Below are 26,220 nucleotides of genomic sequence, written 5' to 3' on the forward strand. Positions count from 1 at the left end.
GAGAGTGTCCGGGCCGTACTCGGAAGGACCCATCCGTGATCTCTCCAGCCCTGCGACAGCTGTTCGACAACCCGCCCCGGGACTTCGGCCCCACCCCGCTGTGGTGGTGGTCCGGCGCGAAGGTCACCCGTGACCGTCTGGCCTGGCAGCTGCGCCGGTTCGCGGACGGCGGCGTCCACAACCTCGTGGTGATCAACCTGGCACCGGCCGGCCCGACCTTCGGCGCCCGCACCGACGACCCGGTCTGGTTCGGCGAGGAGTGGTGGGCCCGCTTCCAGGACGCCTGCGAGATCGCCGGGGACCTGGGCACGCGCCTGTGGTTCTACGACCAGATCGGCTTCTCCGGCGCCAACGTCCAGGGCGGCATCACCCGCCGGCACCCCGAGGCGGCGGGCCGCGCCCTGCGCTCGCGCCGGGCGGTCGTCACCGGCGGCACGGTCGCGCTGAAGGGCACGGAGACCCTGCTGGGGGCCTACGACGGCACGGGTGCACGCCTGCCGGTCACCGGTCCGGTGTCCGGGCGGCCCGGCCCCGCCGGCCATGGAGGACCGCCACGGATCGAGGCCCCCGACGGTACCGAGGTACGCCTGGTCCTCGCCGTCCCCACGGCCTTCGACTATCTGAACCCCGCGGCCGTCGGTCTCCTGTTCGACGCCATCCACCACGAGTACGACCGCCGCGTACCCGACCACCTGGGCAACGTCATCGCCGGCAGCTTCCAGGACGAGCTGCCCGCCACCAACTCCTGGACCGGCCGCTTCCCCGAGGAGTTCCGCTCCCGGCGCGGCTACGACCTCCTCGACCACCTCCCCGCCCTCTTCACGGGGGACGACTCCGACCGGGCAGGGAGGATCCGCGCCGACTACTACGCCATCCGCGCCGAACTCACCGAAGAGGCACTCTTCCGCCCCCTCGCCGCCTGGCACGAGGAGCGCGGCCTGCTCCTGGGCTGCGACCAGAGCCACCCCGCCCGCTCCGGCTTCCCCGCCCAGTCGACGCAGCTCTACACGGACTACTTCCGCACCCACCGCTGGTACAGCGCCGCCGGCAGCGACCATCACGGCGACGCCAAGGTGCACTCCTCCATGGCCCACCTCTACGGCCACGAGCGCGTCTGGATCGAGTCGTTCCACTCCTCCGGCTGGGGCGGCACCCTGGAGGAGACCTACGACTGGCTGCTGCCGTTCCTGCGCAGCGGGGCCAATCTCTACAACCCGCACGCCAGTTACTTCGGCACCGCGGGCGGCTGGTTCGAGTGGGCGCCGCCGTCCACCGACTGGCGCCAGCCCTACTGGCGGCAGTACCTCGCCTTCTCCCGGGCCGTCGCCCGGATCTGCTCGATCCTGTCCTGGGGCACCTACAGCGCCGACGTCGCGGTTCTGCACCCCACCGCCACCATGCAGTCCCTCATCCCCCTCGACGCCCCCGTCCAGCACTTCGGCGACGGCCGCCTCGGCGGGGCCCACGCCGACGTCGACGAGACCCAGCGCCACTACCTGGAGCTGTGCGGCACCAACAACTGGCTCAGGCCCGCCGTCGGAGCCCTCGACCGTCACCGCGTCTCCTTCGACGTCATCGACGACGCCTCGATCCAGGGTGCCAAGGCCGACGACGGGGCCCTGCGCATCAGGGATCTGGCGTACACCGCGGTCCTGCTGCCCTCGGCGAGCGTCCTGGAGCACGAGACGGCCCGCCGGCTGGTCGAACTCCTCGACGCCGGAGGACGGGTCGTGGTCGTCGGCCGCCCTCCGGCACGGGCGGCCGGGCTCGCCAGCGACGACTCCGTCGTGGCCGCGCTGCGGGACCATCCGCGCCTGGAGCGGGTGGCCGACGCCGAGGCCGGTGCCGCGGCGGTGGCCGACCCCGCCGGATACGCGACGGGCCAGGTGCCGTTGCTCGTCAGGAGGAAGGGCGACGCGGCGGTCGCGCTGGTCACCGGGGCGTTCCCCGACGCCCGGACGCATCCGCCCGGGGACCACCACGAGATCGACCCCGCACGCTACGCCCGCACCTCCTCCGTCACCGTGCGGGCCCCGGTCGCCGAGGCCGAGATCTGGAACCCGGCGACCGGCACCCGCCGCCCCGGGCACGTCACCGTCACCGACGGCGTCTCGACCATCGAGGTGCCGCTGGAGGGCGCCCCCGCCGCCCTCGTCGTATGGCGCGAAGGCCCTCCGGTGGACGACGTACCCCCGCCGTCCACGGGTCGGACGGAGTCCGTCGACCTGTCGACCGGCTGGGAGGGCCGTCTCGCTCCGACCATGGACAACACCTGGGGCGACCTGGCCCTGCCCGCCGGATCCCCCCTTACTGAACCGCAGATCTGGACCATGCGGTGGACCGAGACCGAAGCCTCCTGGGAGCCGGCACGGGCCACCTACGGCAACCGTGTCCGCGTCCTGGCGCCCGTGCCCCACGCGCAGGCGCCGGCGCCTCTGGACAGTGCCACCGCCGAAGAAGTCCTATCCGGAGAGCGGGAGTTGGCTCCGGCGGACTGGGGTGTCTCGCTGTACTCGTCGAGTCGTGGCATCCCGGACCCCGACGGTCTGCTCGGCAACAAGGGCCTGGTGCCGGAGGAGTTCGTGCGGGTACCGGTACCCGTGAGCGGGACGGTCGCCCGAGTCAGGGCCGTCGTGGAGACCGACCACCGCGGGCCCGCCGACCTGCACGTCGGCGCGGCGGCGGTCAAACGTGTGTGGTGGAACGGCAGTTTGCTCGAGAGTAGCGGCGGCTATCTGGCGTCGGCCCGGGTGGAGGTCGGACGGGCCCGCAACGTGCTGGAGTACGAGCTGTCCGACGCCCAGGACCGGCCACAGACCATCTCGGGCGCCGCCGACACCCCGCTGGGCAGCTACTTCTGCTTGTCCCGCCCGGACGGGTTCGCGCCGCGCCCGCTGTTGATGCGCCTGCCCGAGGGTGTACGACCGGACGGCAGCGTGACCTACCGCGGCCGGATCACCGCCCCGGACCGGGGAGCGGCGGCGGTCCTCGTCGTGGGCGCCGCGGTGGGCGTGACCGTCCTGCTCGACGGAGCCGTCGTGGCACGGCAGGAGAAGGTCGAGTACTACGAGTCCGACTGGGGCGCGGTCCCCGCGTTCTTCCGGCACGAACTGACGCCGGACGGCGGCGATCACGTTCTCGACCTGGTGGTCGACAGCGTCGATGCGCGGGACGGGATCTACGTCGACCTCGTGGCGGGCACGACTGCCCTGGTGAGCGGCCCGGGTTGGGAAGCCCGGACCGGGGAGTGGCACGGGCGGACCGTCGAACACGAGGGCCGCTGGGGGGAGTTGCAGCACTGTGCCGCCGCGGTACGACCGCACCCGCTGCCCGGGGCCGAGTGGCTGGCCGGCGCCCCGGTGCTCGGCTCCGCCGTACTGCCGCTGCGGTCCACCGACGAGCTCCGGGAGGCCGAGCAGCGCTTCCGGTTCACCCTGCCGGCGGGGACCGCGTCACTCGACCTGCCCCTGGAGCTTCCCGCGCGGGTGAGGATCGACGGCGACCCCGAACTGTCCCTCGTTGGGGATGAGTTGACGCTTGACCGGCCGCTCGACAAGGCGGCCGAGTGCGAAGTCGTCACCGCCCCCACGGCCTTTCTGCGCGGTGGCTCCGCCTGGCGGGGACCCGTACGGGTGCGCACGGTACCGGCGCCCCTGCCGCTGGGGGAGTGGGGCGAGCGGGGCCTGGGCGGCTGGAGCGGGGGCGTGACCTACACCCGGACCCTGGAGGTGCCGGCCGGATCGGACCCGGTGTTGGATCTGGGGCGGGTGCGCGGCAGTGTCGAGGTGTGGGTCGACGGCGAGCCCGTCGGCGAGGCGTTTTGCGCGCCGTACCGCTTCGAACTGAGCGGCACCGCCGGGCGTACCGTCCGCCTCGAAGTGACCGTCCACAACACCCTGGCCCCGTACCTCGCCGAGGCCACGCCGACCGCCTGGGCCTTCCCCTCCCAGCTTCCCTCGGGACTGCTGGGGCCGGTGCGGCTAGAAAGGCGCGTCTGAGGAAGTCCGCGTGGAGTCCCGCAGGACCAGTTGCGGCGCGAACACCCTTGCCTCATGGGCGTGTTCGGCGCGGGCCTCCACCTCGTCCAGGAGCATCTCGACGGCCGCCCGGCCGAGTTCCTCGACAGGCTGGCGGACCGTCGTCAGGGGCGTGCCCACGATGCTCGCGATGTCCAGGTCGCCGTAGCCGACCACCTGCACGTCCTCCGGGACCTTCACACCACGCTCGCCCAGCGCCCGGCACAGGCCTGCAGCGAGGAAGTCGTTGGTGCAGAACACCCCGTCGGGCAGCTCGTCGAGGCCGTGGCCGATCTCGCTGCCGTACGCCACCGTCATCTCCTCGGCGACGGCCTGGCCGAGGTGGGCCTCGCGCCGGGTGCGCACGGCCTGACGGGCGCCCTGGTAGCGGTCGGAGCACTGACGGATCGTGCGCTCGCCGTTCACCACGAGGATGTCGCGGGCCCCGCGGTCCAGGAGGTGCTGCACGGCGATGCGGCCGCCGGCGATGTCGTCCACGGAGACCGAACAGCCCTCCTGGGCGGGCATCGCGCGGTCCGCCAGCACCAGCGGGATGCCGCGCTCGCGCAACCGCGACAGGCGGGTGGGGTCGGCGCTGAGCGGGACCACCACCGCGCCGACCGCCCGCTGTTCGATGAGCATCGTGAAGTAGCCCTGCTCGCGCTCCGGCGCGTCCCCGCTGTCGCACAGGACGAGGGAGTAGCCGTGTTCGTACGCCGCGTCCGCGGCGCCGCGCGCGATGCGCGAGTAGAAGGAGTTGGCCACGTCCGGCAGCACCAGGCCGATCGACGACGAGTGGCCGGTGCGCAGACCGGCGGCTCCCGGATGGGGGACGTAGTCGAGGGCGGCGACCGCGACGCGGACCCGCTCGGCGGTGCGCGCGTTGACCCGCTCGGGCCGGTTCAGGACGTTCGACACCGTGGAGACCGAGACCCCGGCGGCGGCCGCGACGTCCTGGATACGGGCGGGGCGAACCGACATGGCGTCCACCCCCTCGCTGCTCCCCATGGGCGACGCAAGTCTACCCCGGTCGCGTATAAAACGTTTTCCGTCCCAGGGGCCAGGAGTGAGGTGCATCGAAAATCCGGTGAACCTGCACACCGTTCACCCCTCGGTCACGCGGAAACCGAAGAGTGGCCACGGCCGCACCGGACCGGGACCCTGCTGCCGCAAATCCTGTGAAGAAACGGGTGGGTTGGGTGACCGTGTGGCGACACCGGTGAAGGCGGCGACCGGAACGTGCCGTGAGACGCGGTCGGCTGAGTGGCCGTGTCCGTGTCCGGCGTGCTTCCATCCGGTGCCCCCTCCTCGGGATTGCTCATGCGAAAGGAACCGCGCGCCATGAACGTCACCCCCCACATCGAGGCCGCCGAGCTCAGCGAAGCCGACCTGGACAACGTCTCCGGTGGCGTCACCGCCGCGACCGCTGCCGGTCTCCACCTGCGCGTGGCGCACCTCGAGGTCTGCGCCGACGCCGGCGCCCTCGTCTTCGCCGAGGGCGTCGCACTCGGCGTCACCGCCCACGTCGGCGTGAACTGACCGCACACCTGCCACGGGCCCCGGATCGTCCGATCCGGGGCCCGTCGTGGTCGGACGGTCGGTGACATAGGCGACGGACGGGTCAGACCGCCGGCGCCGGATCCGGATAGGTCGGGTACTCCACGCCGGTCACATGCTGTACGACCCGGACGACCTGGCACGAGTAGCCGAACTCGTTGTCGTACCAGAGGTAGAGGATCGCGTTGTCCCCGTCGACCTTGGTGGCGCCGGCGTCGACGATCGAGGAGTGGCGCGAGCCGATGAAGTCGCTGGAGACCGCGTCGGGGGCCGTGGTGAAGTCGATCTGGCGCTTGAGCGGCGAGGTCAGCGAGACGTCCCGCAGGTGGTCGAGGACCTCCTCGCGGGTGGTCTCACGGCCCAGGCGCAGGCTCAGGATCGCGATGGAGACGTCCGGCACCGGGACCCGGATCGAGCTGCCGGTGATCGGCGCCTTGAGGTCGGGCAGGGCCTTGGCGACGGCGGAGGCGGCGCCCGTCTCCGTGATGACCATGTTGAGCGGCGCCGAACGGCCCCGACGGTCGGCCTTGTGGTAGTTGTCCAGCAGGTTCTGGTCGTTGGTGAACGAGTGGACCGTCTCCACATGGCCGCGCAGCACACCGTACTCGTCGGCCATCGCCTTCAGCGGCGGCACGATCGCGTTGGTGGTGCAGGACGCGCAGGACAGGATCTGCTCGTCCGGCTTGATCGTGTCGTGGTTGACGCCGTGCACGATGTTGGGGACGTCGCCCTTGCCCGGCGCCGTCAGCACGACCTTGTCGATACCGGGGCGCAGGTGCTGCGACAGACCCTCGCGGTCACGCCACTTGCCGGTGTTGTCGATGAGGATCGCGTTGTTGATGCCGTACGTCGTGTAGTCGACCTCGGAGGGGTCGTTGGCGTAGATCACCTTGATGGTGTTGCCGTTGGCGATGATTGCGCTCTCGGCCTCGTCGACGGTGATCGTGCCCTGGAACTGGCCGTGGATGGAGTCCCGGCGCAGCAGCGAGGCCCGCTTGATGATGTCCTGGTCGCCACCCCCGCGCACGACGATCGCGCGCAGCCGGAGGCCGTTGCCCGAGCCCGCCTTCTCGATCAGCAGCCGGGCCACCAGGCGGCCGATGCGGCCGAAGCCGTAGAGGACGACGTCCCGCGGCTCACGGCGGTCGATCTTGTTGCCGCCCGTCGCGCCGGCCACGGCCTCGGCGGTGAACTCGGCCACCGACAGGCCGCGGTCGTCGGCCTGGTAGATCTCGGCCAGCCGGCCGATGTCGATCTGCGAGGGGCCGAGGTCCAGCGTGGTGAGGGCCTGGACGAAGGGCAGGGTGTCGGTGACGGAGAGTTCCTCGCCGGCGATCTGCCGGGCGAACCGATGGGTCTTGAGGATGCTGACCACCGACTTGTTCACCAGGGAACGGCTGTGCAGGAGAACCGTTACATCACGCTCCCGGTGCAGCCTCCCGATCATCGGGATCATCGATTCCGCGATCTCCTCGCGGTTCTTCCAGTCGGTGAACGAGTCGTCCTTGACAGTCACAGAATTCTCTTTCGAGCTAGGCGGCGCTCATATGCTAACCCCCTGATGTGGTGATCGATCGGCGGGGTGTCACGGCTCACTGGCCCAGCAGTCGCGGCGGTGCGGCGTCCCGGACCGGCCGCAGCAGCGAGGGGTGCGCGTCGGCAACCCGTTCCTTCGCGAACGCGGCCACGATCCGGCGGGCCAGCAGGGGATCCGCCGGCAGCGTGTGCGTGGCGAACCAGCGGGCGGGCGCCGGATCGGGAGAGGGCTCGACGAACTCCGCGCCCGCGTAGTCGTCCAGCGGCGGGTCGTAGATGTAGCCGCAGACCACGTCGTGCCGTACCAGCCGCTGGACGAGGGCGTCGCGGTCGTGGACCAGGAGCGGCACCCGGAAGAGGGGCAGGGGGCCGTCGTGCGCCGTCCGGTCGCGCAGTGCCGGCGAGGCCCATGGCGTGCCCGCCAGCAGGGCGACTCCGGCCCTGCGCCGGGCCAGGTCCTCGTCGAGCCGGGCCATCCGCAGGCTCAGCTGGCCGCGGACCAGCGAGCCGTGCCGGGAGCGGTAACCGTGCAGATCGACCCGGACCCACCTCTCGTAGGCGGTCAGGCTCGGTGCCTCCCGGGCGGAGGCGGCGAGCCGCGGTGCGTGCAGGTCCATCCGGAACGCGTCGCGCTCCCTCAGCCCGAGGCGCTCCATGGTCCGCCAGACCGGGCGCACCAGATGGAGCGAGCGGACGGCGGAGCGGGCCAGCGGGCGCAGGGTGGTGGTCAGGTCCTCCCGCAGCCGGCCGGGGGCCAGCAGGTCGTCCCGCAGCAGCTCCAGCTCCCGGCGGGTGCGCGCGTTCTCGACGGCGAGAAAGCCGCCCGCCATCCCGGCCACGTGCTTGGACAGGCTGAACGCCGCCGCCCTGCCGAAGGTCCCGACCGGCTGCCCGTCCACATGACTGCCGATCGCGTGTGCCGCGTCCTCGAACAGCGGGATCCCCAACTGATCGCAGCGGCGCCGCAGTTCGAGCACCCGGTCGGGCACGCCGTACAGGTTGGTGGTGAGGACCGCGTCCACGTTGCGCCAGGTCGACTCCGGCACGGCGGCCGGGTCGATGTTGCCGTCCCACACGGACACGGGCGCCTGCACGGGGCGCAGCCCGGCCGCGAGGATCACGAAGAGGATCACATCGTCGTTCACCGGTGACATCAGCACCCGCGCCCCCGGCCGGCACCAGCGCCGGAGCGCCAGGTACAGGGCCAGCCGGGCCGAGGGTGTGTAGACGCACTCGCGTCCCAGTCGCCGGGTCATCGTCGCAGCCAGCCGCGAGCCGTACGGCATCGGCACCCCTTGTGTCGATGGGCCAGGAAAGGACCGTGAAGGAGAACAACACGCCCGCTGGGGAAGGTTGAGCCGACAGCCTCAGCTCGCCGGCGGGCCCGCGCGGTCGGAGTCCGAGCGGTGCCCGGACGTGCGCAGGGTGCCGACCGTCTTCAGGAGGCGGTCGGCGGGCCGGCGCAGGGCCGGGTGGGCGTTGACCGTGTTGCGCAGACCCCGTACCGGCCGACGCCACAGACGGTGTGCCGTCGCGACCGGGTGGGGACGGGTGGCGAATCCCTCCGCCACCCGCAGCTCACGGGTCTTGAGCCAGTCCTTCCACTCCTTGTCGCCGCGCCCCATGTCCATGAGCCGGGCCCCGCGCCGGCCCGCCGCCTCCGCCATCCGCAGATGCATGATCAGGCCGGGGGAGTAGTAGCGCAGCTCGGGGTCGTACGCGGTGAACCAGGGGGCGAACACCGTGCGCGAGGTCGGCCCGAAGTGGGCGGCCACCGGCCGGTCACCGGCGTACACCACCGACAGGACCCCGGTGAAGTGCTCCTCGCGGACCTGGAAGAGGTCCTCCACGAGGTTCACGATCCACGGTCGCGCGAACCGGTCCATCCGGCCCGTCCTGCGGTACTGGGCCGACTTCCAGCGCATCAGCGTGCGCAGCGCACCCGGGTCGCGCTCGTCGAAGACGAAACGCAGCTCGCCCAGGTCGCGGGTGAGCCGGCGCTCCTTCTTCAGGGTCGTCTTGGCGAGCCCCGGGTACGCGCCGCGCAGCCACTCCGGGTAACTGTCGCTGCCGACCTTCAGATCGATCACCGGGGAGGCGAACATCCCGGTGACGTAGGGGGCGAAGGGCTCCTGCTCCTCGACGAGGTGGTCGAACTCGAACACCGAGAGCCGGCACGCCTTCAGCAGGGCCGGAATGTCCCAGGTGACCCCGGGGCGGTGCACGAGGCCCTGGCAGTCGGACAGTCCGAGCCCGATGGCCCGGCCGACGCCCAAGGAACCCCGTTCGTACGGGAGGAACCCCACGGCCTCGCCGTGCTGGTGCAGGACGGCCACCCGGGCGCCGCCGCGGTGTCTGCCGATTCCGGCCGCGAACTCCGGTGCCAGGAACGGGTTGGCGTATTCGGGCGACTCCTCCATCGCCCGGTGCCAGGCCGTGCGGAGCGACGCGGCGAGTTCTTCGGGTCTGTGGATGGATATGTCCGTATCACTGCTCATGGATCGCATGGGCGATCGTTCCCCCCAGTTTCCCCCCACGACGCGGCGTCCGCGTCCCGCCGATCGAAGTGCCGGCAAGGATCAAACGTCGCCAAACAGTACGCATGCTGTCAAGGGTGCATGCCGTAACGGAAGAGTGCGGATCGGACGGCCCCGGTTCCCGCCGCCGGTCACGGCAGCAGCCGTCGTTCCTTGGCGACGGCCACCGCGCCCGCCCGGGTCTCGACGCCCAACTTGCCGTAGATCCGTCCCAGATGGGTTTTCACCGTCGCCTCGCTGATGAACAGGGCCCGGGCGATCTCCCGGTTGCCGAGGCCACGGGCGAGTTGGGCGAGGATCTCGTGCTCGCGGGCGGACAGGGACGGGCGGGGGCTGCGCAGCCGGGTCAGCAGCCGGTCGGCCACCGGGGCGGACAGCGTGCTGCGGCCCGACGCCGCGTCACGGATGGCGGAGAACAGTTCCTCGGGCTGTTCCGCCTTGAGGAGATAGCCGGTGGCGCCCGCCTCGATGGCCCGGGTGATGTCGGCGTCGGTGTCGAACATGGTGAGCACCAGTACGCGGGGGCCGTTGCCGGATGTGGTCAACTGCCGGGTGGCCGTCACCCCGTCCATGCCGTCGTCCAGTTGAAGATCCATCAGTACGACATCGGGGTTCAGGTGGGCCGCCATGGCGAGCGCCTCCTCACCGGTCGCGGCCTCCCCGACCACGTCGATGCCGTCCGCGCTGGAGAGCAGGGCGCGCAGCCCGGCGCGTACGACGGCATGGTCGTCGCAGAGCAGGAGCCGGACGGGCGAGGAGGGCGGCGATGTGCTCACAGGGCGGGCTCCTTGACGACGAGCGGGACGGCGGCGGACACCACGGTGCCCTCTCCCGGCGTGGACTCCACGGTGAGCGTGCCGCCGGCCTGGCGGGCCCGGATCCGCATGGCGGGAAGCCCGTGCCCACGCGTCGACGACCGGAACGCCTCCGGTTCGGCGATCTGCTCGAATCCCCGCCCGTTGTCGGCAATGTCCAGCGAGACCTGGTCCTCCAGCCACGTCAGCGTGAGCGCCGCCCGGGTCGCCGCCGCATGCTCCCGTACGTTCGCCAGCGCGCCCTGGGCGATCCGCAGCAGCGCCGCCGCGACCCGCTCCGGCAGCGGCCCCTGTTCCCCGTCGAGCCGGAACTCCACGGTCAGCCCCGGGCCACTCGCGCGCCGGGCGAGTTCACCGAGGGCCTGCGTGAGGGAACGCTCCGCGAGGTCGGCCGGGGCAAGGTCGTGCACGAAGCGGCGGGCCTCGGCGATGCTGCGCGAGGTGATCTCCGCCGCCGCCGTGACGTGTTCCCGGGCCGCGCCCTGGTCGGTCCCCCACACCCGCTCGGCGGCCTGGAGCAGCATCCGCTGACTGGACAACTCCTGCGCGAGGGTGTCGTGGATCTCCGCGGACAGCCGCTGCCGCTCCGCCAGGACACCGGCCCGCCGCTCGGTGGCGGCGAGTTCGTGCCGGGTGCGCACCAGGTCCTCGATCAGCACGCGCTGCCGGGCGCCCTGCCGTTGCAGATGCACGAGTACGGCGGTGGCGACCGCGGCGACGGCAGGCGGCGCCACCACCATGTTCGGGTTGAGCGGCCCGTCGGCCACCCGTATCTCCGAGAGCACGACCAGCGCGGTGAGCACGGCCGCCGCCGGCACCGCGATCCTCGGCGGCAGCGCGTGCAGTCCGGCGAACAGCAGGGGCATCACACACCACGTGGCGCTCGGCGCGAGCACGAGCAGGACGACCCAGACGCCGGTGACGGAGCCCAGCCACGCCAGATGACGCCGGGTGGGCGGCAGTCCCGGGCGCGGCGGCGGGGCCAGCAGATGTCCGAGGACGTACAGCAGACAGAAGAAGGCGAACAGTGCCACCGTCCAGCCGGTGCGCGCCCCGCCCTGGTCGCGGCTCAGGAAGCGGACGAACGACGAGCCGAGCAGCACGAAGAACGCGCCGTGCACGACGGCGCCCAGCCAGCGCTCGTCCGGATCGGTGTGGTTCATGCTCCGTGTCTAACCTGCCGGAGGCGGCACCGCATCAGCCGATCGGCTGACATGCCGGTAGCCCGGAGCTCTCCGGGGCGAGAGCCTGTTGACCGAGCCGGACCTCGGGCCGCCGCACCGAGGCTTGACAGCAGAGCGAAGACCTCCGAAAGGCCTCTCGATGCCCGCCAAGAACCTCACCGCCAACCGTGCCGCCCTCGGCCACCGTGTCGGCTACGCCCTGCGCCACCCGGGCCGCGTGCCCCGCCATGTGGCCCGCGCCGCCCGCGACCTGTGGCTGCGCCGCCGGCACCCGGACCACATCTCCTACTACCGCGCCGTGATGCGCTCGGACACCCGCGCCGACCCGGACGCGGCCGTCGGCAGCCGCAGCCGGGAACGCTGGCTGGCGCTCGGCGCGATGCAGTTCGACTACCTGCTCGGCCACGGTCTGCGCCCCGAGCACCGCATGCTGGAGATCGGCTGCGGCAACCTGCGCGGCGGCTGGCGCTTCATCCGCCATCTGGAGCCGGGCCACTACTACGGCATCGACATCTCGCCCGACATCCTCTTCGCCGCGCAGGACACGATCGCCGAGATGTCCCTCCAGAAGCGGCTGCCGAACCTGACCCCGGTCCGGGACCTGACGCTGCGCTTCCTGCCGGACGCCCACTTCGACGTCGTCCACGCGCACAGCGTTTTCTCGCACTCGCCGCTGCCGGTGATCGAGGAGTGCCTGGCCCATGTCGGCCGGGTCCTCGCTCCGGGCGGCTGGTTCGACTTCACCTTCGACCGCACCGAGGGCGAGGAACACCATGTGCTCCGGGAGGACTTCTACTACCGCGTCGAGACGCTCGTGTCCCTGGCCGAGAAGCACGGACTGCACGCCCGTTTCATGGACGACTGGGAGAAACTCCCGCACGGCCAGTCCAAGATCCGCGTGACGCACGGGGACGTGGTCCGGTGAGGGTTGGGGGAATGCGCGCCGATGGCGGGGCGGGTAGGTGCGCGCAGGTTGGTTCCGTGGCTGAGATGGGGAAGTTCCGGGACGCGGTCAGGGCTGAGCGTCACGGGCTGCTAGTGCGGTTCATGGGCGGTTGGGGGCCCCGCACGGGCGGGCGAGCCGGTGAGGTGGGGGAAGTGTCTACGGCCGGGGCGGGTGGGTGCGCGCGTAGGTTGTTTCCGTGGCTGACGTGCGGTTATTCCGGGACGCGGTCAGGGCTGAGCGTCACGGGCTGCTAGTGCGGTTCATGGGCGGTTGGGGGACCCCGCACGGGCGGGCGAGCCGGTGAGCGCCAGGGGAGTGTGTCTACGGCGGGGGACGGGTGGGTGCGCGCGCAGGTTGGTTCCGTGGCTGACGTGCCGGTAGTGCGGGACGCGGTCACGGCCGAGCGGCACCGGCTGTGAGCCCGTTTCATGGGCGACTGGGAGGAGCCCCGCACGGAGAAGCGAGCCGGGCCGGCCGGTCGGGGGGAAATCGCCTACCGTCGGGGCCGGTGAGGGCACAGACTCGTGCCATGGCTGACATGGGGGAGTTCCGGGACGCGGTCACGGCGTGGGCGGCCGGTGGTCCGGGCGACCCGGCACGCGAACTGGCCGCCCGGCTGTCCGTGCGGACCGTCGTCCTGCTCGAAGGACCGAGCGATGTGGCGGCGGTCGACGCGCTCGCCGCGAGCCGGGACCGGGACCTGGCCGCCGAGGGTCTCTGCGTCCTGGCGATGGGCGGGGCGATGAGCGTCGGACGCTTCGCCCACCTGCTCGGCCCGTCCGGCCTGGGCCTGCGCCTGACGGGCCTGTGCGACGAGCGGGAGCGGCCCTTCTACGACCGGGGCTGGGAGCGGGCCGGCGCGGCACCGGAGGGGTACTTCGTCTGCGCGGCGGACCTGGAGGACGAGCTGATCCGCGCGCTGGGTGTGCCACGGGTGACGGAACTCGTGCGCGACGAGGGCGACCTGCGGCCCCTGCAGACCTTCCTGTCCCAGCCCGCCCAGCGCGGCCGCACCCCACAGCAGCAGCTGCGGCGCTTCCTCGGCACCAAGAAGGGCCGCAAGATCCACTACGGTCGCGTCCTCGTCGAGGCCCTCGACCCCGACCGCGTACCCGCCCCGCTCGACGACCTCTTCGCCGCTCTCTGACCGGGCTCTTCGCCCGGGATCTCCGAGTTGTGTGCGTGCCGTGTTCACCGATATCACCGCCGGGGGTCTTGTTAGGACAATCGCCGGGGATCTAGGGTCGACTCCGGGGAGCAAGCGCTTTCCCCGCACGTCAGCGTCCCCTTGCCGGACGTCCGAGGAGGACCCGTATGCCCCGCCCAGCCCGCCGCCGCGTAGCCGTGGTCGGCACCGGCGCCATCGTCAGCGGCAGCCATCTGCCCGCGCTCAGGGCCCACGCCGAGCGCACAGAACTGGTCGCCGCCGTCGACGTGGACCAGGGCCGGCTCGACGCCTTCCGGGAGCTCGCGGGCGGCGAGGTCGCCGGGTACACCTCGGTGGCCGGGATGCTGGACGCCGTACGCCCCGACCTGGTCCTCATCGGCACCCCGCCCTCGCTGCACCGGGAGCAGACGGTGGCGGCCCTCAAGGCGGGTGCCTGGGTGCTGTGCGAGAAGCCGCTGACCCTGTCGCTCGCCGAGTACGACGAGATCGCCGCGGCCGAGGAGGCGTCCGGCGCCTACGCCTCCGTGGTCTTCCAGCACCGCTACGGCTCCGGCGCCGTCCACGCGCGCGAGCTCATCACGAGCGGCGAGCTGGGCGCCCCCCGGGTCGCGCACTGCCAGACCACCTGGCACCGGGACGCCGCCTACTACGCCGTACCGTGGCGCGGCACCTGGGCCAGTGAGGGCGGCGGCCCCACCATGGGCCACGGCATCCACCAGTACGACCTTCTCCTGCACCTGCTCGGCCCGTGGGCGGAGATCCGCGCGATGGCGGCCCGCTTGGTCCACGACACCGAGAGCGAGGACCTCTCCACGGCCCTCGTCCGGTTCGAGAACGGCGCCCTCGCCACCGTCGTCAACAGTGTGCTGTCACCCGACGAGGTGAGCCGCATCCGCATCGACTGCGCCGACGCGACCGTCGAACTCACCCATCTGTACGGGCACCGCAACGAGGACTGGACCTACACGCCCGCCCCCCACGTGGCCGCCGACCGCGTCGACGCCTGGCGCACGCCCGCCGCCGACGTGCCCAGTTCGCACACCGCCCAGCTCGACGCGCTCCTCGACGCGTACGACAACGGTGTCAGGCCTCCCGGCAGCGGCGCCGACGCGCGTGCCACCCTCGAGTTCGCCGCCGCGCTCTACAAGTCCGCGTTCACGGGGCGGCCCGTGCAGGCGGGCGAGATCGCGCCGGGTGACCCCTTCTACCCGGCCATGCACGGCGACCACCCCCACTGGGCCCCCAAGGAGCGCGCATGAGCATCCGCGTCAGCCACGTCCACGGCGAGCACATCGCCGTCGAGGCGGCGAACGGCACGGAGATCCTCCGCTACGTCTACCGACCCGACCCCGAGGCCTTCGAGGCCAAGAAGCCCTACGCCCACCCGGTGCGCACCCTCGGCGGCCGCACGGTGACCGGCTACCGTCCCAACGACCACCGCTGGCACAAGGGCCTGCAGATGACGGCGAGTCATCTGTCGGGGCAGAACTTCTGGGGCGGCAACTGCTATGTCCACGGCCAGGGTTATCTGCCTCTGCCGGAGCGCGTCGGCTCCATGCGGCACGACGGCTTCACCGGGTTCACGGCTGCCGAGGACCGGCTGGACGTCACCGAGGCGCTGACCTGGGTGGAGAACGGCGGCGCGGAGTGGGCCCGCGAAGAGCGTGGCCTGGCCGTGCACTCGGTCGACGAGGCCACCGGCTCCTGGGCGCTCGACTGGTCGATCCGGCTCACCAATCTGCGCGCCGAGCCGCTCGCCTTCGGTTCCCCCACCACCGCGGGCCGTGACATGGCCGGCTACACCGGACTCCAGTGGCGCGGCCCCCGCGACTTCACCGGCGGTGCGGTCTTCGGCCCGGACACGGACGGCGACGCGGACAAGCTGATGGGCAGCCAGAGCCCGTGGCTCGCCTTCACCACCGAGCACGACGACGTGGACGCCCACTCCACGCTCGTCTTCGCGCACGCCCCCGAGAACCTCGACCCGCAGCACACGATTCACGAGTCGCACTGGTTCGTGCGCTCCCAGCCCTTCCCGACGGTCGCGTTCTCCTGGGCGTTCTTCGAGGAGTTCGAGCTGCCGCCGGGGGAGTCCTTCGCGTACCGCTACCGGCTGGTCGTGGCCGACGGCGCCTGGGACGAGGAACGCGTGTCCTCGTGCCTGGAAGGCCTGTCCTGGTGAAGCCCGACCTTCCCCACCCGCTGCCGGGCGCCGTGGGCCTGTCCCACCTCAGCGCCTACGACTGGGAGGCCGCCGACGGCGTCTGCGGCGGCAGCCCGCATCTGCACCTGGTGTGCACGGAGGCGTACGTCGTCACCGGCGGCCTGGGCGCGGTGCAGACCCTGAGCCCCGACGGATACCGCGAGATCCCCCTGGAGCCCGGCTCGATCGCCTGGTTCACCCCCGGCACCGTGCACCGCATGGTCCAGGGCGGCGATCTGCGGATCACCGTGCTGATGCAGAACAGCGGCCTGCCCGAGGCGGGGGACGCCGTCTTCACCTTCCCGCCCGAGGTGCTCGCCGATCCCGCGCGGTACGCCGAGGCGGCCCGGCTCCCACCCGGCACCGGGCCGGAGACGGCCGCCGCCGCCCGGCGCCGCAGGGACCTCGCCGTCGAGGGCTACCTCGTGCTGCGCGAGGCCCTGGCCGACGGCGACAACGGCCCGTACCTGGAGTTCCAGCGGGCCGCCGCCCGCCTGGTGCGGGACAAGGTGCCCCACTGGCGCGAGCTGTGGCAGGCCGGCGCCCTGGCCACCGCCGAGCGCACCGGCACCCAGCTCGACGCGCTGGCGTCCGGGGAACCGTCGTACCTCGGCGAGGCGACCGCCCACGGGGCCGCGCCGACCCGGCTCGGCGGCTTCGGGATGTGCGGCAGACGCGACGAGTACAACCTGCCGGGGACGACACTGCCGTCCCACGGCGAGTAACACCGGTTGTTCTGGGGGGAGTTCCGAGGGGGGTCGTAGAAAGTCCGACAAAGGGATGAGGTGACCTCGGCATGCCCGGACACAGGACAAAGGGGTTCTGCGCTTCGGCCGTCGCACTGGCGCTCTGCGCGCTGGCGGCCGGTTGCGGGGGATCCGGGGAATCGGTCGGCGGCGGCAAGGTCGTGCTCCGCTACACGTGGTGGGGCAACCCCGACCGCGCGGAGCGCACCGAACAGGCCGTCGCCCTGTTCGAGAAACAGCACCCGGACATATCCATACAGACGTCGTTCTCGGGTTACGACGCCTACAAGCAGAAGCTCGCCGTACAGGCCACGGGCGGTGACGCACCCGACGTGATGCAGCTCGACTACCGCCAGATCGACCAGTACGCCTCCGGCGGGGTCCTCCTCGACCTGGCGAAGCAGAAGGCCGTCCTGCGCACCTCCGAGATCGACCCGGGGCTGCTCGCCACCGGCCGCGTGGACGACATCCAGTACGCGATCCCGCAGGGCCGGGGCACCGAGACCGTCGTCTACGACGTCAAGACGTGGAAGGGCTCCGGAGTACCGCTCCCGCGCGCGGGCTGGACCTGGGACGACTGGGCCGGGGCCCTGCGCGCGCTCAAGAAGAAGACCGGCGAACCCGGCGCCACCGATCCCGGTCAGAGCGAGGACGCCTTCGAGGTCTGGCTGCGCGGGCAGGGGAAGGCCCTGTACACGAAGAGCGGCGGACTGGGCTTCACCGCGGACGACCTCACCAAGTGGTGGACCTTCACCGACGAGTTGAGGCGTGAAGGGGCCGTGTCCCCTGCCGAGCAGACCACCCAGCTCGACGGATCGGTGGAGAACACCCCGCTGGGCCGCGGCAAGGCGGTCTCCGACACCAACTGGGACGCCCCGTCGAGCGGTTACCTCGCGCTGGTCCCCACGGGTATCGCCCTCGCGCCGATGCCGTCCGGCTCCGCCGGCACGCCCGGCCAGTACTTCAAGCCGTCGATGTTCCTCGGCGTCTCCGCCCACACCGGCCACGCCGAGGAGGCAGGCCGGCTCGTCGACTTCCTCCTCAACGACAAGGGTGCGGCGAAGATCCTCGGCGCCACCCGGGGCATCCCCGTCAACGAGGCCATCCGCAAGGAGACAGCACCTCTTCTCAAGGACTTCGACAAGACGGTGGCCGACTACCAGGCGTTCCTGGAAGGGAAGTTGAAGGATCCACCGCAGGCCCCGCCCTCCGGCGACAACGCCCTGCAGAGCACCTTCCAGCGGGACTACGACCAGGTGTCCTACGAGCGCATGTCACCCCGCGAGGCGGCCGAGAACTATGTCACCGAGGCGAAGGCGGAGCTGAGGTCATGACCACCACCGCGATCCCGACGTCGAACAAGCGCGCCACAGCCACCACGTCGAAGCGCCGCCCCGAGCGCGAACGGGAGGGCGCCGCCTGGGTGTTCCTCTCCCCGTGGGTCCTCGGCGCGAGCGTCCTCACCCTGCTGCCCATGGCCGTCTCCCTGTACCTGTCCTTCACCGACTACAACCTCTTCGACCCGCCCCACTGGGTGGGCCTGCGCAACTACACGCAGATGTTCACCGAGGACCCGCGGTACTGGCGCTCGGTCCTCACGACGGTGACGTACGTCGTGATAGCCGTGCCGCTGCAGCTGGCGCTGGCGCTGGTCGTCGCGCTCGCCCTGAAGTCCATGAAGCACGGCAAGGCCTTCTACCGGTCCGCGTTCTACGCTCCCTCGCTGCTCGGCGCGTCCATGTCGATCGCGCTCGTCTGGCGGGCCGTCTTCAACGACGGCGGCACCGTGGACAACCTGTTCGGCACCGGCGGCTGGGTCAACAAGCCCGGCTGGTCGCTGCTGGCCGTGGCCCTGCTGACGGTCTGGCAGTTCGGCGCGCCGATGGTCATCTTCCTGGCCGGCCTGCAACAGATCCCCGCGGAGCTGTACGAGGCGGCGGCGGTCGACGGGGCCGGCCGGTGGCGGCAGTTCCTGTCGGTCACCGTGCCCATGCTGTCCCCGGTGCTCTTCTTCAACCTGGTGCTGCAGACCATCCAGGCATTCCAGGTCTTCACGCCCGCCTTCGCGGTGAGCGCGGGCAAGGGCGGCCCCGCCGACTCCACGCTCGTCTACACGATGTACCTCTACGACCGCGGCTTCGTCGCCTCCCACATGGGTTACGCCTCCGCCATGGCCTGGGTGCTGCTGCTGGTCATCGGCGTCGTCACGGCGGTGCTGTTCCGCACCTCGCGTTCCTGGGTCTTCTACGCGTCCGAGGGGGACCGATGACCTCCATGTCAACTGCCGCCGTCCGCAAGCCCGTTCGCTGGAGCCGGGTCGCTCTGCACCTGGGGTGTCTGGCCGCCCTGCTCGTGATGCTCTACCCGCTGGCCTGGCTGCTGGCCACCTCGCTCAAGCCCGCGAACGAGGTCATCGCGAGCCTCGACCTGCTGCCCAGCCACCTGGAGTGGTCGAACTACGAGACCGCGTTCGAGGGCGTCAACGACGTCTCCGTCTGGCGGCTGCTGTCCAACTCCCTGCTGATCGCGGGCGGCGCGGTCCTCGGCAACGTGATCAGCTGCTCGCTCGCCGCCTACGCCTTCGCCCGGCTGCGCTTCCGGTTCCGTGGTCCGATGTTCGCCTTCATGATCGCCACGATCATGCTGCCGCACCACGCGATCCTGATCCCGCAGTACATCATCTTCAACAAGCTCGGCCTGGTGAACACCTACTGGCCGCTGATCCTGCCCAAGTTCCTGGCCACGGAGGCGTTCTTCGTGTTCCTCATCGTGCAGTTCATGCGGGGTCTGCCGCGTGAGCTGGAGGAGGCCGCCCGTATCGACGGCTGCGGGCCCTTCCGCAGCTTCTTCCTCATCGTGCTGCCGCTGACCAGGCCCGCGCTGATCACCACGGCGATCTTCACCTTCATCTGGACCTGGAACGACTTCTTCACCCAGCTCATCTACCTCTTCGACCCGGACAAGTTCACGCTCACGCTCGCCCTCAGGTCGTTCGTGGACGCCTCCAGCCAGTCGGCGTTCGGCCCGATGTTCGCGATGTCGGTGATCGCGCTGCTGCCCATCGTGCTGTTCTTCCTCGCTTTCCAGCGATTCCTGGTGGAGGGCATGGCGAGCTCGGGACTCAAGGGATGAGCGGGATGCGTACCCGGGAACCGGGCGAGGTCTTCGGGCCCAGGATGACCCTGTTCGCCGACATGCTGAGCGTCGGCCTGGCAACCACCCTGGTGTCCCTGCCGGTGGTGACAGCCCCGGCCGCGCTGTCGACGGCGTGCGCGGTGCTGCGGGGCGCGGGGGAGGGGCAACCCGCCACCGCCGGATGGTACTTCGCGGCCCTACGGCGACGGCTGCGGGCCGGCGACCTGGCGGCGGGAGCCGTCGCCCTCGCCGGTGCGCTGCTGCTCCTGGCGGACCTCGCGCTGGCCGGGGCCGGACTGCCGGGGGCACCGCTGTTCGCGGTGGTGGCCGCGGCGATCGGTGCGGGCGCTCTCGTCGTGGGCCTGCGGGCCTGCGCCCGCCCCGAGTCGCTCACCGACTGGCGGAGCGCCGTGCGGGAGGCAGCCAGAGACGCCGTGCGGGACGTCGGCGGGAGCGCCCTGGTGCTGCTCGCGGTGGCCACGGCGGCCCTGTGCGCCTGGATGCTGGTACCGCTGGCCTTCCTGGCGCCCGGCCCGCTGGCGTTGGCGCTGACCGCCATTCAGGTCCGGCTGTCGGTCATGTCCCGGAGCTGATGGGCGGCGACGCTGTGGGCGAAGGCCCTGAAGAGGCGGGACCGGATCGTGCCGAGGGTGCGGCATTCCGGCGGCACTTCGTCCACGAGACAGAGCAGATCTCGAACGCGGTCTCAGTCCAGGCGCCTGACCAGATCGGATCGCAGTGGTCGGGTATTGCCGGGGTGCCTGCTGTCAGGGTGGGAGTCGAAACGGAGGCTTCCCAATGATCTCGGCACTCAACCAACTTGTCGATCTTGTCGAGGAGCACCTCGCCGAGGAGCTCGACGTCGACAAGCTGGCCGGGGAGCTCGGTACCACCGAGTACCACCTGCGTCGGATGTTCTCGTCGTTGGCCGGTATGCCGCTGTCGGAGTACGTGCGGCGGCGCCGCATGACAGTTGCCGCCGCCGACGTCGTGCGGGGCAAGGGGGATCTGCTGGGCATCGCCGTCCGGCACGGATACGGATCGAGCGAGGCGTTCGGACGCGCGTTCCGGGCAGTCCACGGTGCCGGCCCCAGTGACGTGCGCCGTAATGGAGGCCCCTTGCGCACACAACCGCAGCTCAGGTTCCGCCTGACTGTTGAAGGGAGTATCCCCATGGACACCCGCCTCGTCGACCGCCCCGCATTCCGGCTGGCCGGACACGCAACCCGGGTTCCGCTTATTCACCAGGGCGTCAACCCGCACATCCAGGAGCACATCGCTGCGCTACCGCCGCAGGAGCATCTGCGGCTGAAGGCCCTCAGCGACACCGAACCGAAGGGCCTGCTGCAGGTCACCGATGACCTCGATCCCGACAGCCGAGAGGGCAGTGAACTGACCTACCTGCACGGAGTCGCCCTCAGCCGGGACACGCCGGTCCCGGACGGGCTCGACGCCATCGAGGTACCACCTGGAATGTGGGCAGTCTTCCCTACCAGCGGGCCGCATCCGCAGGCCCTGCAGACGACCTGGGCGGCGACCGCGACCGAGTGGTTCCCCTCCAACCCGTGGCGGCTGCGGCCGGGCCCCTCGGTCGTCGCGGTCATCGAGCGCGCGGACGACTTCAGCACCGCGACCTGCGAGCTGTGGCTTCCCGTCGAACCAGCGTGACGCACTACCGACCATCGAACGCGGTTGAGTGCTTGAGTTGACGGGATCCGCCAACTCAAGCACTCAGTCACACTCGGTTGTGGCTGACCGCTTCGGTTGGCGGGTTGGCGCTTGAGCTGGCGGGGCTGAGCGTTCAGTTGGTGGGCAAGGCAATGACAGCTGGGGAACCAGTTCCGACATCACGGCGAGCGGCAGCGACGGGTTGGCGGCCGCCGCTTGCGCCACCTGCCAGTCGGTGTCGGTGAGCAGCTCTACGACGACCGGCGGCGGGAGGACCGGATGGCGGGCGGCTATGGGCCTCGCCTGTTTGTCAGCCAGGCAGGCGAGAAGCGCCGGGGCTGTCGCACGGCGATGCCGGGCCACCTCGCGGAACGCTTTCTGTACCGATGGTTCGTGCCGGGCCAGGTCCTCCAGCAGCGCCAAAGTCGCGTCCGGGTTAACTGCCACCTCGGCGACGACCCGGACTCCGTGCCGGTCAAGCATGGCGCGCAGTTGGGCTTCGGACAGGCCCGGGTGGGGCGCGATGGACTTGACCACTTTCGCGTCGGGGTCGGCGGCCAGCGCGTCGCGTATCGCGGGCGGCAGATCGCGTCGTTGGGCCACGAGCATCCGCGCGGCCGGGTTCGGCGACTGGGCCAGCTCCTTGACCTCGTCAAGGGAGGCGGCGGCGATCCGCGGCAGCAGGGTGGCGCCGATGTTGGCAGCCCCGGCCAAGTGCGTGAGCACGTCCAGCGGCACGTGGGGTTGTGGGCGAGCCTGCGCCGCACGTCGTGGTCACGGTCGCCGGCCAGTACGCGGATCAGGGCGTCGTCGATCGCTGGATTCTCGGCGAGGTCGGCTCGGACTCCGGGGTGGGGATCCAGGGCGAGCTGTCCGTGGGAGGCCCTGCGCCCAGTCATCCGGGCCGAAGCAGCACGCAGTCCCGTTAGTGGCTCCGCTACGAAGGCCTCCGGCGCCTTGCCATACACGGCAGCAACCACGCGACCTCCATCAGGCGCGCATAGTGAAAGGCCCCTCGGCCGGAGCACGTGTCCGGCCTGAGCGTGGGCGGTCGTCAGGTCGAGCTCGTCGCCACCTTCGTGATCTCTTCCATCATGGAGCCGAGGGAGTCCAAGGCGTCGATTATCTCGTCGAGGGCCTGATCGAAGGCCCGTGCCCGGTCCGCTTCCGGCGTGTACGGGTCGTCGTCGCCGGGGGTCATCGCGTCCTGGCAGATCCGGCCCTGCCGGGCGATCCCCTTCAACGTCACGGACCAGGTCTTGTGCAGCTTCTTGTCCGGCACGGGGAAGTAGGCCAGGGCGTCGTCGGCTCGTTTCGCCAGGGCCCCGCAGAGTCGGCTGAACTTCTTGGTCTCCAGCATGATCTTTCCGTTGTCGCGCGGCTTCTGCACGGCGGCGGCGTATGCGTGGCTGATGCCTTGTGCGGCGTCGACGATTCGCTTGGAGTGCGTCAAGCCGCCGTGCTGGAGCCACGCCAGCGCCTGCCATTCACGGATCTTCGCCGTCCTCGCCGTCGGCGGTGAGTCGACCAGATCGTCGATCCTCTCACCCGCGGTGTCGACCGGTACCGATGCACTGGCCGGCTTCACACCGGACGAGGACTCGTGCGCCGCCACCGTGAGCAGTGACGCGGAGACGGCCAGCACGAGGACCACGCCCGAGGAGAGCAGCCTCCGCCTTCGCGGCGCGGGGACGGCAAGAGGCGGGGGTGGTGTCTGCGCCCGGCCCGGTGTCTCGTCCGGGCGATCGGCCAGGGCCGGCCGTACGTGCCACCCGCACCGCAACCGTCGTACGCCCCACCCGACCCCGGCACCGACCAGCCCCGCGCACCCTGCGAGGAGGATCGTCGGGGCCAGGGTGGCCTGGGTGATCAGGTCGAGGTGGTTCAGACCGAGGGCCGGCAACCACCGGCAACGGTCGGTCAGGACGCTGTACCGGCCGAGGCAGCCGTCGGCCGAGAAGAGGACGAACCACCCGGCTACGCCGAGGAATTGGGCCACCGCGGCCGCCAGCAGGGCGCGGGGGAGCCAGAAGTGCCGGGAGACGGCTGCCACGGCGGTGGCCGTGAGCAGGCTCGAGGCGACGATGGCCCATACCACCAGCCAGGTGTGGAAGAAGTCGTACGCACCGGTGCGTTCCGCCAGGGGGCCGGGGCGGCGGCCGTGCTGGACGTAACCGACCGCGAGCAGCCCCGCCCAGCACAGCGCACCGCCCGCCAGGCCGGCCAGGAGTGTCCGGCGGACCCGCAGTCCCGGAGTGCCCGTGCACGCCCAGACCACGAGCGGCACAAGCCACAGAGCGAGGGCAGCGGCCTCGACCGGGATGCTCTTCGATAAGGCCACCAGGTTGGGTTGCAGCGTGACGTAGGCAGACAGTTCCCGGGAGTAGGCCTGCCACGTGCCCGGGAACGTCGACGTCACCCGGTGGCGGAGCAGGTCGGTCCGGTTGTACGGGCCGACCGAGAGGTACTGGCCCGCCCAGTACCACCAGCGCAACCCGGACCCCAGCACCGCCGCGACGACCAGCAGGTTCAGCAGGCCCGCCGCCCGCCGCGCCCAGCTGCGCGGCAGGGCGAGTGCCAGCCGTGTGCACTGTGCCGACCACACCGCGGCGACCGTCGCGGCGAGCAGCAGGCCGAGCAGGAACCAGGGCTCGGGGGCGAGCCACTCGTTGCCGTGCCTGCCGCGCGCGAATTCGCCCAGGACCAGGCCGCAGCCGAGCCACACCCCCGACCGCACGCCGGACTCGCCCTGCCCCGCGCCCTGGGACGCGGCCACCGAACGCGCCAACGGGAACCAGAGCATCGGCGCCATGAAAGCAGCCGTGCACCATGCGGCGCCGCTGTCCGCGGACAGCCCCGGCACCACCTGCAGCGCGTTGACCAGCAACGTGGCGCTCACTCCGACAAGGAACATGGACAGTGCGCCCACCCCCGACAGCCGGGTGCGGTCGGCGAGCGCGCGGCGCCGCTCGGCCCATGTCGGGTGCGTCCGCAGCAGCGCGGTGACACGGCGCACCGAGGCCGCCACCGTGCCGGGCGGGTCCCGGTGCTGCCATGCGGCGGGCGACGCGCCGTAGTCGACGGCCCCGGCGTCGGCGTGCAGTTCGCGGCGGCGCAGCAGGTCGGCGCGGGCCAGGTGCACCAGGCCCACCAGGACGGGACCGGCCAGCAGGGAGTACGCCAGCATTGACGCGGTCCCGGGCCAGAACGGTGAGTCGGCCGTGCCGAACAGGCCCCTCAAGAGCAGGCGGCCCTCGTGGTACAGGTAGGGCAGCAGCGCGAGCACCACGAACACCCGCCACAGGGCCGTACTGGCGGAGGCGAAGTCCACGTCGCGGTTACGGATATGGGCGAGCTCGTGCAGGACGACCGCGCGGAAGCCCTCCGGGTCCGTACTGCGCCGCACCAGCAGGCCGGCGTGCAGGCACACCGTGTAGTTCCCGAACCGTCCGTACACGACGGCACCGGCGGTGGTCCGGGCCGGTTCCACCCGGAACGCCAGGCCGTAGGTGATGCCGGAGCGGGCGCGCAGCTCGGCGAGTTCGGCGGCCAGCGTACCGTCGGTGTCCACGTCCCCGACCGGGACCGTGCGCTGCCTGAGCTCACGCAGCCGTGGTGTGCACCAGTACACCGCCGCCGCAACCGCCAACAGCAGCAGCGTCGCGGCCATGCCCTTCCAGTACTCGAACGTCGGTACCCCGGACATGCACTTCGACAGCGCCTCGGAGCTGCGCATGGTGACCAGCAGGTTGTCCAGGTTGCGGCCGTCGGGGTCCATCCCGGCCGCGAGCAGACAGCCCAGCGGGTCGCCCGGGGTGTCGTTGGGCTTCGGCGTCAGGACGGTGTCCAGCATGTTCACGCTGGACGCTGTCACGACGGTCATCAGCAGCGCGAAACGGGGCCCGGTGTCGGCGATGCCGCGCCGCCGGGGTCTGTGCGGTCCTGAGGACGCCCCGCCGACGGGCGTGTTCACCGCGTTCACGAATCGGTGCCGGCGACCGACCGGTCGACCTCACCGCCCGTGTCAGCGCTGCCGGAAGCCCCGTCCGCCGCCGGATCCGCCGTCGCCAGGTGGACCACAACCGCGTCCGCCAGCGAGGCCGCCTCGTCCGTGTCGATACCGCGCTCGATCGCGAGCCGCAGGATCTGTGCGCGTACGAGGGTGAGTTGGTCGCGGTCCAGCTCGGGCAGCGTGCACGGAGGAGCGGCGGCTCCCCGGCGCAGGACCCGGCGCAGACCGGAGCGGCACCGTGCGAGCAGACCGTCGGCGGCGGCGTCGAGGGCGCGCCGGGCCACCTGGTCGAGGGTCAGCCACACCACGGCGGTGACCAGGGCGGTGGCCTCGGCCAGACCGAATCCGAGCGGTTCCCTGCGTGGTCCCCGCCCGGCGAGGACGCGCACGGCCTCCTCGTCGTCGAACCGAAACAGCCCCTCGACGAGGGGCAGCTCGTTCGGCGCGCGCTCGGTCACCACCGCACGCACCACGTCCCGTACCTTCGTCGTTCCGACCCCGTCGGTCACCGCGAACTCCCGTACGCCGAACACCCGTTGAGGTCCATCGCAGCACAGGACACCGTCGGTCGCCACCCCGTTGCCATAGGTTCCCCAGGTCGTACGGTGTGCAGCTCGCCTGCCTGTGGCCCGAGTCACGCGGACACCGGCCCTCGCGGGCGGTGTCCGATCTGACCTCAGTGCTCGTTCGCGCTCCC

General features: G+C 71.4%; 20 protein-coding genes and 1 pseudogene. 12 read left to right on the top strand and 9 right to left on the bottom strand.

Going from position 1 to position 26,220, the window contains the following annotated elements; genetic code table 11:
- Positions 1-35: 35 nt before the first annotated feature.
- A complete protein-coding gene (locus ACZ39I_RS18905; RefSeq protein ID WP_467245485.1) occupies positions 36-3,998 on the top strand; it encodes a glycosyl hydrolase in 3,963 nt (1,320 codons plus the stop codon).
- On the opposite strand, the gene ACZ39I_RS18910 is transcribed toward ACZ39I_RS18905, so the two are convergent.
- Positions 3,981-5,006, bottom strand: coding sequence for a LacI family DNA-binding transcriptional regulator (locus ACZ39I_RS18910; RefSeq protein WP_467245703.1), 1,026 nt, complete (start codon positions 5,004-5,006; stop codon positions 3,981-3,983). The genes ACZ39I_RS18905 and ACZ39I_RS18910 overlap by 18 nt on opposite strands.
- Positions 5,007-5,357: 351 nt before the next feature.
- Here ACZ39I_RS18910 and ACZ39I_RS18915 point away from each other — a divergent pair, with 351 nt between their 5' ends.
- Complete coding sequence (locus ACZ39I_RS18915; RefSeq protein ID WP_467245486.1) at positions 5,358-5,555, top strand: hypothetical protein; 198 nt, start codon at positions 5,358-5,360, stop codon at positions 5,553-5,555.
- Between the two features lie 82 nt (positions 5,556-5,637).
- Here ACZ39I_RS18915 and ACZ39I_RS18920 read toward each other — a convergent pair whose 3' ends face one another.
- The 5 genes from ACZ39I_RS18920 to ACZ39I_RS18940 form a co-directional block, all read right to left on the bottom strand.
- Entirely contained in the window at positions 5,638-7,089 is a 1,452-nt protein-coding gene (locus tag ACZ39I_RS18920) for a glyceraldehyde-3-phosphate dehydrogenase (protein WP_467245487.1), read from the bottom strand.
- A 76-nt stretch (positions 7,090-7,165) separates the two neighbouring features.
- Positions 7,166-8,395, bottom strand: coding sequence for a DegT/DnrJ/EryC1/StrS family aminotransferase (locus ACZ39I_RS18925; RefSeq protein ID WP_467245488.1), 1,230 nt, complete (start codon positions 8,393-8,395; stop codon positions 7,166-7,168).
- Between the two features lie 81 nt (positions 8,396-8,476).
- Complete coding sequence (locus ACZ39I_RS18930) at positions 8,477-9,616, bottom strand: GNAT family N-acetyltransferase (protein ID WP_467245489.1); 1,140 nt, start codon at positions 9,614-9,616, stop codon at positions 8,477-8,479.
- 161 nt (positions 9,617-9,777) lie between these two features.
- Positions 9,778-10,422, bottom strand: coding sequence for a response regulator (locus ACZ39I_RS18935; protein ID WP_467245490.1), 645 nt, complete (start codon positions 10,420-10,422; stop codon positions 9,778-9,780).
- A complete protein-coding gene (locus tag ACZ39I_RS18940) occupies positions 10,419-11,624 on the bottom strand; it encodes a sensor histidine kinase (RefSeq protein WP_467245491.1) in 1,206 nt (401 codons plus the stop codon). The genes ACZ39I_RS18935 and ACZ39I_RS18940 overlap by 4 nt, the downstream gene beginning before the upstream one ends.
- A gap of 160 nt (positions 11,625-11,784) precedes the next feature.
- Here ACZ39I_RS18940 and ACZ39I_RS18945 point away from each other — a divergent pair, with 160 nt between their 5' ends.
- From ACZ39I_RS18945 to ACZ39I_RS18990, 10 genes are all read left to right on the top strand, one after another.
- Entirely contained in the window at positions 11,785-12,570 is a 786-nt protein-coding gene (locus tag ACZ39I_RS18945) for a class I SAM-dependent methyltransferase (RefSeq protein ID WP_467245492.1), read from the top strand.
- Between the two features lie 550 nt (positions 12,571-13,120).
- Complete coding sequence (locus ACZ39I_RS18950) at positions 13,121-13,738, top strand: TOPRIM nucleotidyl transferase/hydrolase domain-containing protein (protein ID WP_467245493.1); 618 nt, start codon at positions 13,121-13,123, stop codon at positions 13,736-13,738.
- 167 nt (positions 13,739-13,905) lie between these two features.
- Positions 13,906-15,018, top strand: a complete 1,113-nt coding sequence (locus ACZ39I_RS18955; RefSeq protein ID WP_467245494.1) for a Gfo/Idh/MocA family protein — start codon at positions 13,906-13,908, stop codon at positions 15,016-15,018.
- Positions 15,015-15,941: a DUF6807 domain-containing protein gene (locus ACZ39I_RS18960; RefSeq protein WP_467245495.1), complete on the top strand. Its 927-nt coding sequence runs from the start codon at positions 15,015-15,017 to the stop codon at positions 15,939-15,941. The genes ACZ39I_RS18955 and ACZ39I_RS18960 overlap by 4 nt, the downstream gene beginning before the upstream one ends.
- Complete coding sequence (locus ACZ39I_RS18965; protein ID WP_467245496.1) at positions 15,917-16,687, top strand: cupin domain-containing protein; 771 nt, start codon at positions 15,917-15,919, stop codon at positions 16,685-16,687. Before ACZ39I_RS18960 ends, ACZ39I_RS18965 begins: the two co-directional genes overlap by 25 nt.
- A 71-nt stretch (positions 16,688-16,758) precedes the next feature.
- Positions 16,759-18,042, top strand: a complete 1,284-nt coding sequence (locus ACZ39I_RS18970) for an ABC transporter substrate-binding protein (protein ID WP_467245497.1) — start codon at positions 16,759-16,761, stop codon at positions 18,040-18,042.
- Positions 18,039-18,977, top strand: coding sequence for a carbohydrate ABC transporter permease (locus ACZ39I_RS18975; RefSeq protein WP_467245498.1), 939 nt, complete (start codon positions 18,039-18,041; stop codon positions 18,975-18,977). The genes ACZ39I_RS18970 and ACZ39I_RS18975 overlap by 4 nt, the downstream gene beginning before the upstream one ends.
- Entirely contained in the window at positions 18,974-19,840 is an 867-nt protein-coding gene (locus ACZ39I_RS18980) for a carbohydrate ABC transporter permease (protein ID WP_467245499.1), read from the top strand. The genes ACZ39I_RS18975 and ACZ39I_RS18980 overlap by 4 nt, the downstream gene beginning before the upstream one ends.
- Positions 19,837-20,436: a hypothetical protein gene (locus ACZ39I_RS18985; RefSeq protein ID WP_467245500.1), complete on the top strand. Its 600-nt coding sequence runs from the start codon at positions 19,837-19,839 to the stop codon at positions 20,434-20,436. Before ACZ39I_RS18980 ends, ACZ39I_RS18985 begins: the two co-directional genes overlap by 4 nt.
- A gap of 205 nt (positions 20,437-20,641) precedes the next feature.
- The gene (locus ACZ39I_RS18990) at positions 20,642-21,511 is read left to right on the top strand and encodes an AraC family transcriptional regulator (protein ID WP_467245501.1); all 870 of its coding nucleotides are present in this window, start codon (positions 20,642-20,644) and stop codon (positions 21,509-21,511) included.
- A gap of 63 nt (positions 21,512-21,574) precedes the next feature.
- On the opposite strand, the pseudogene ACZ39I_RS18995 reads toward ACZ39I_RS18990, so the two are convergent.
- The 3 genes and pseudogenes from ACZ39I_RS18995 to ACZ39I_RS19005 all read right to left on the bottom strand — a co-directional run.
- Positions 21,575-22,383 (bottom strand): annotated as a pseudogene (locus tag ACZ39I_RS18995) (hypothetical protein); the annotation flags it as partial.
- Positions 22,384-22,565: 182 nt separating this feature from the next.
- Positions 22,566-25,484 (bottom strand): M48 family metalloprotease, encoded by a 2,919-nt coding sequence (locus ACZ39I_RS19000; RefSeq protein WP_467245502.1) that lies wholly within the window; start codon positions 25,482-25,484, stop codon positions 22,566-22,568.
- Positions 25,485-25,489: 5 nt separating this feature from the next.
- Complete coding sequence (locus ACZ39I_RS19005) at positions 25,490-26,098, bottom strand: hypothetical protein (RefSeq protein WP_467245503.1); 609 nt, start codon at positions 26,096-26,098, stop codon at positions 25,490-25,492.
- Between the last annotated feature and the right edge of the window lie 122 nt (positions 26,099-26,220).

This window comes from Streptomyces sp. NPDC024687, from assembly GCF_055559055.1.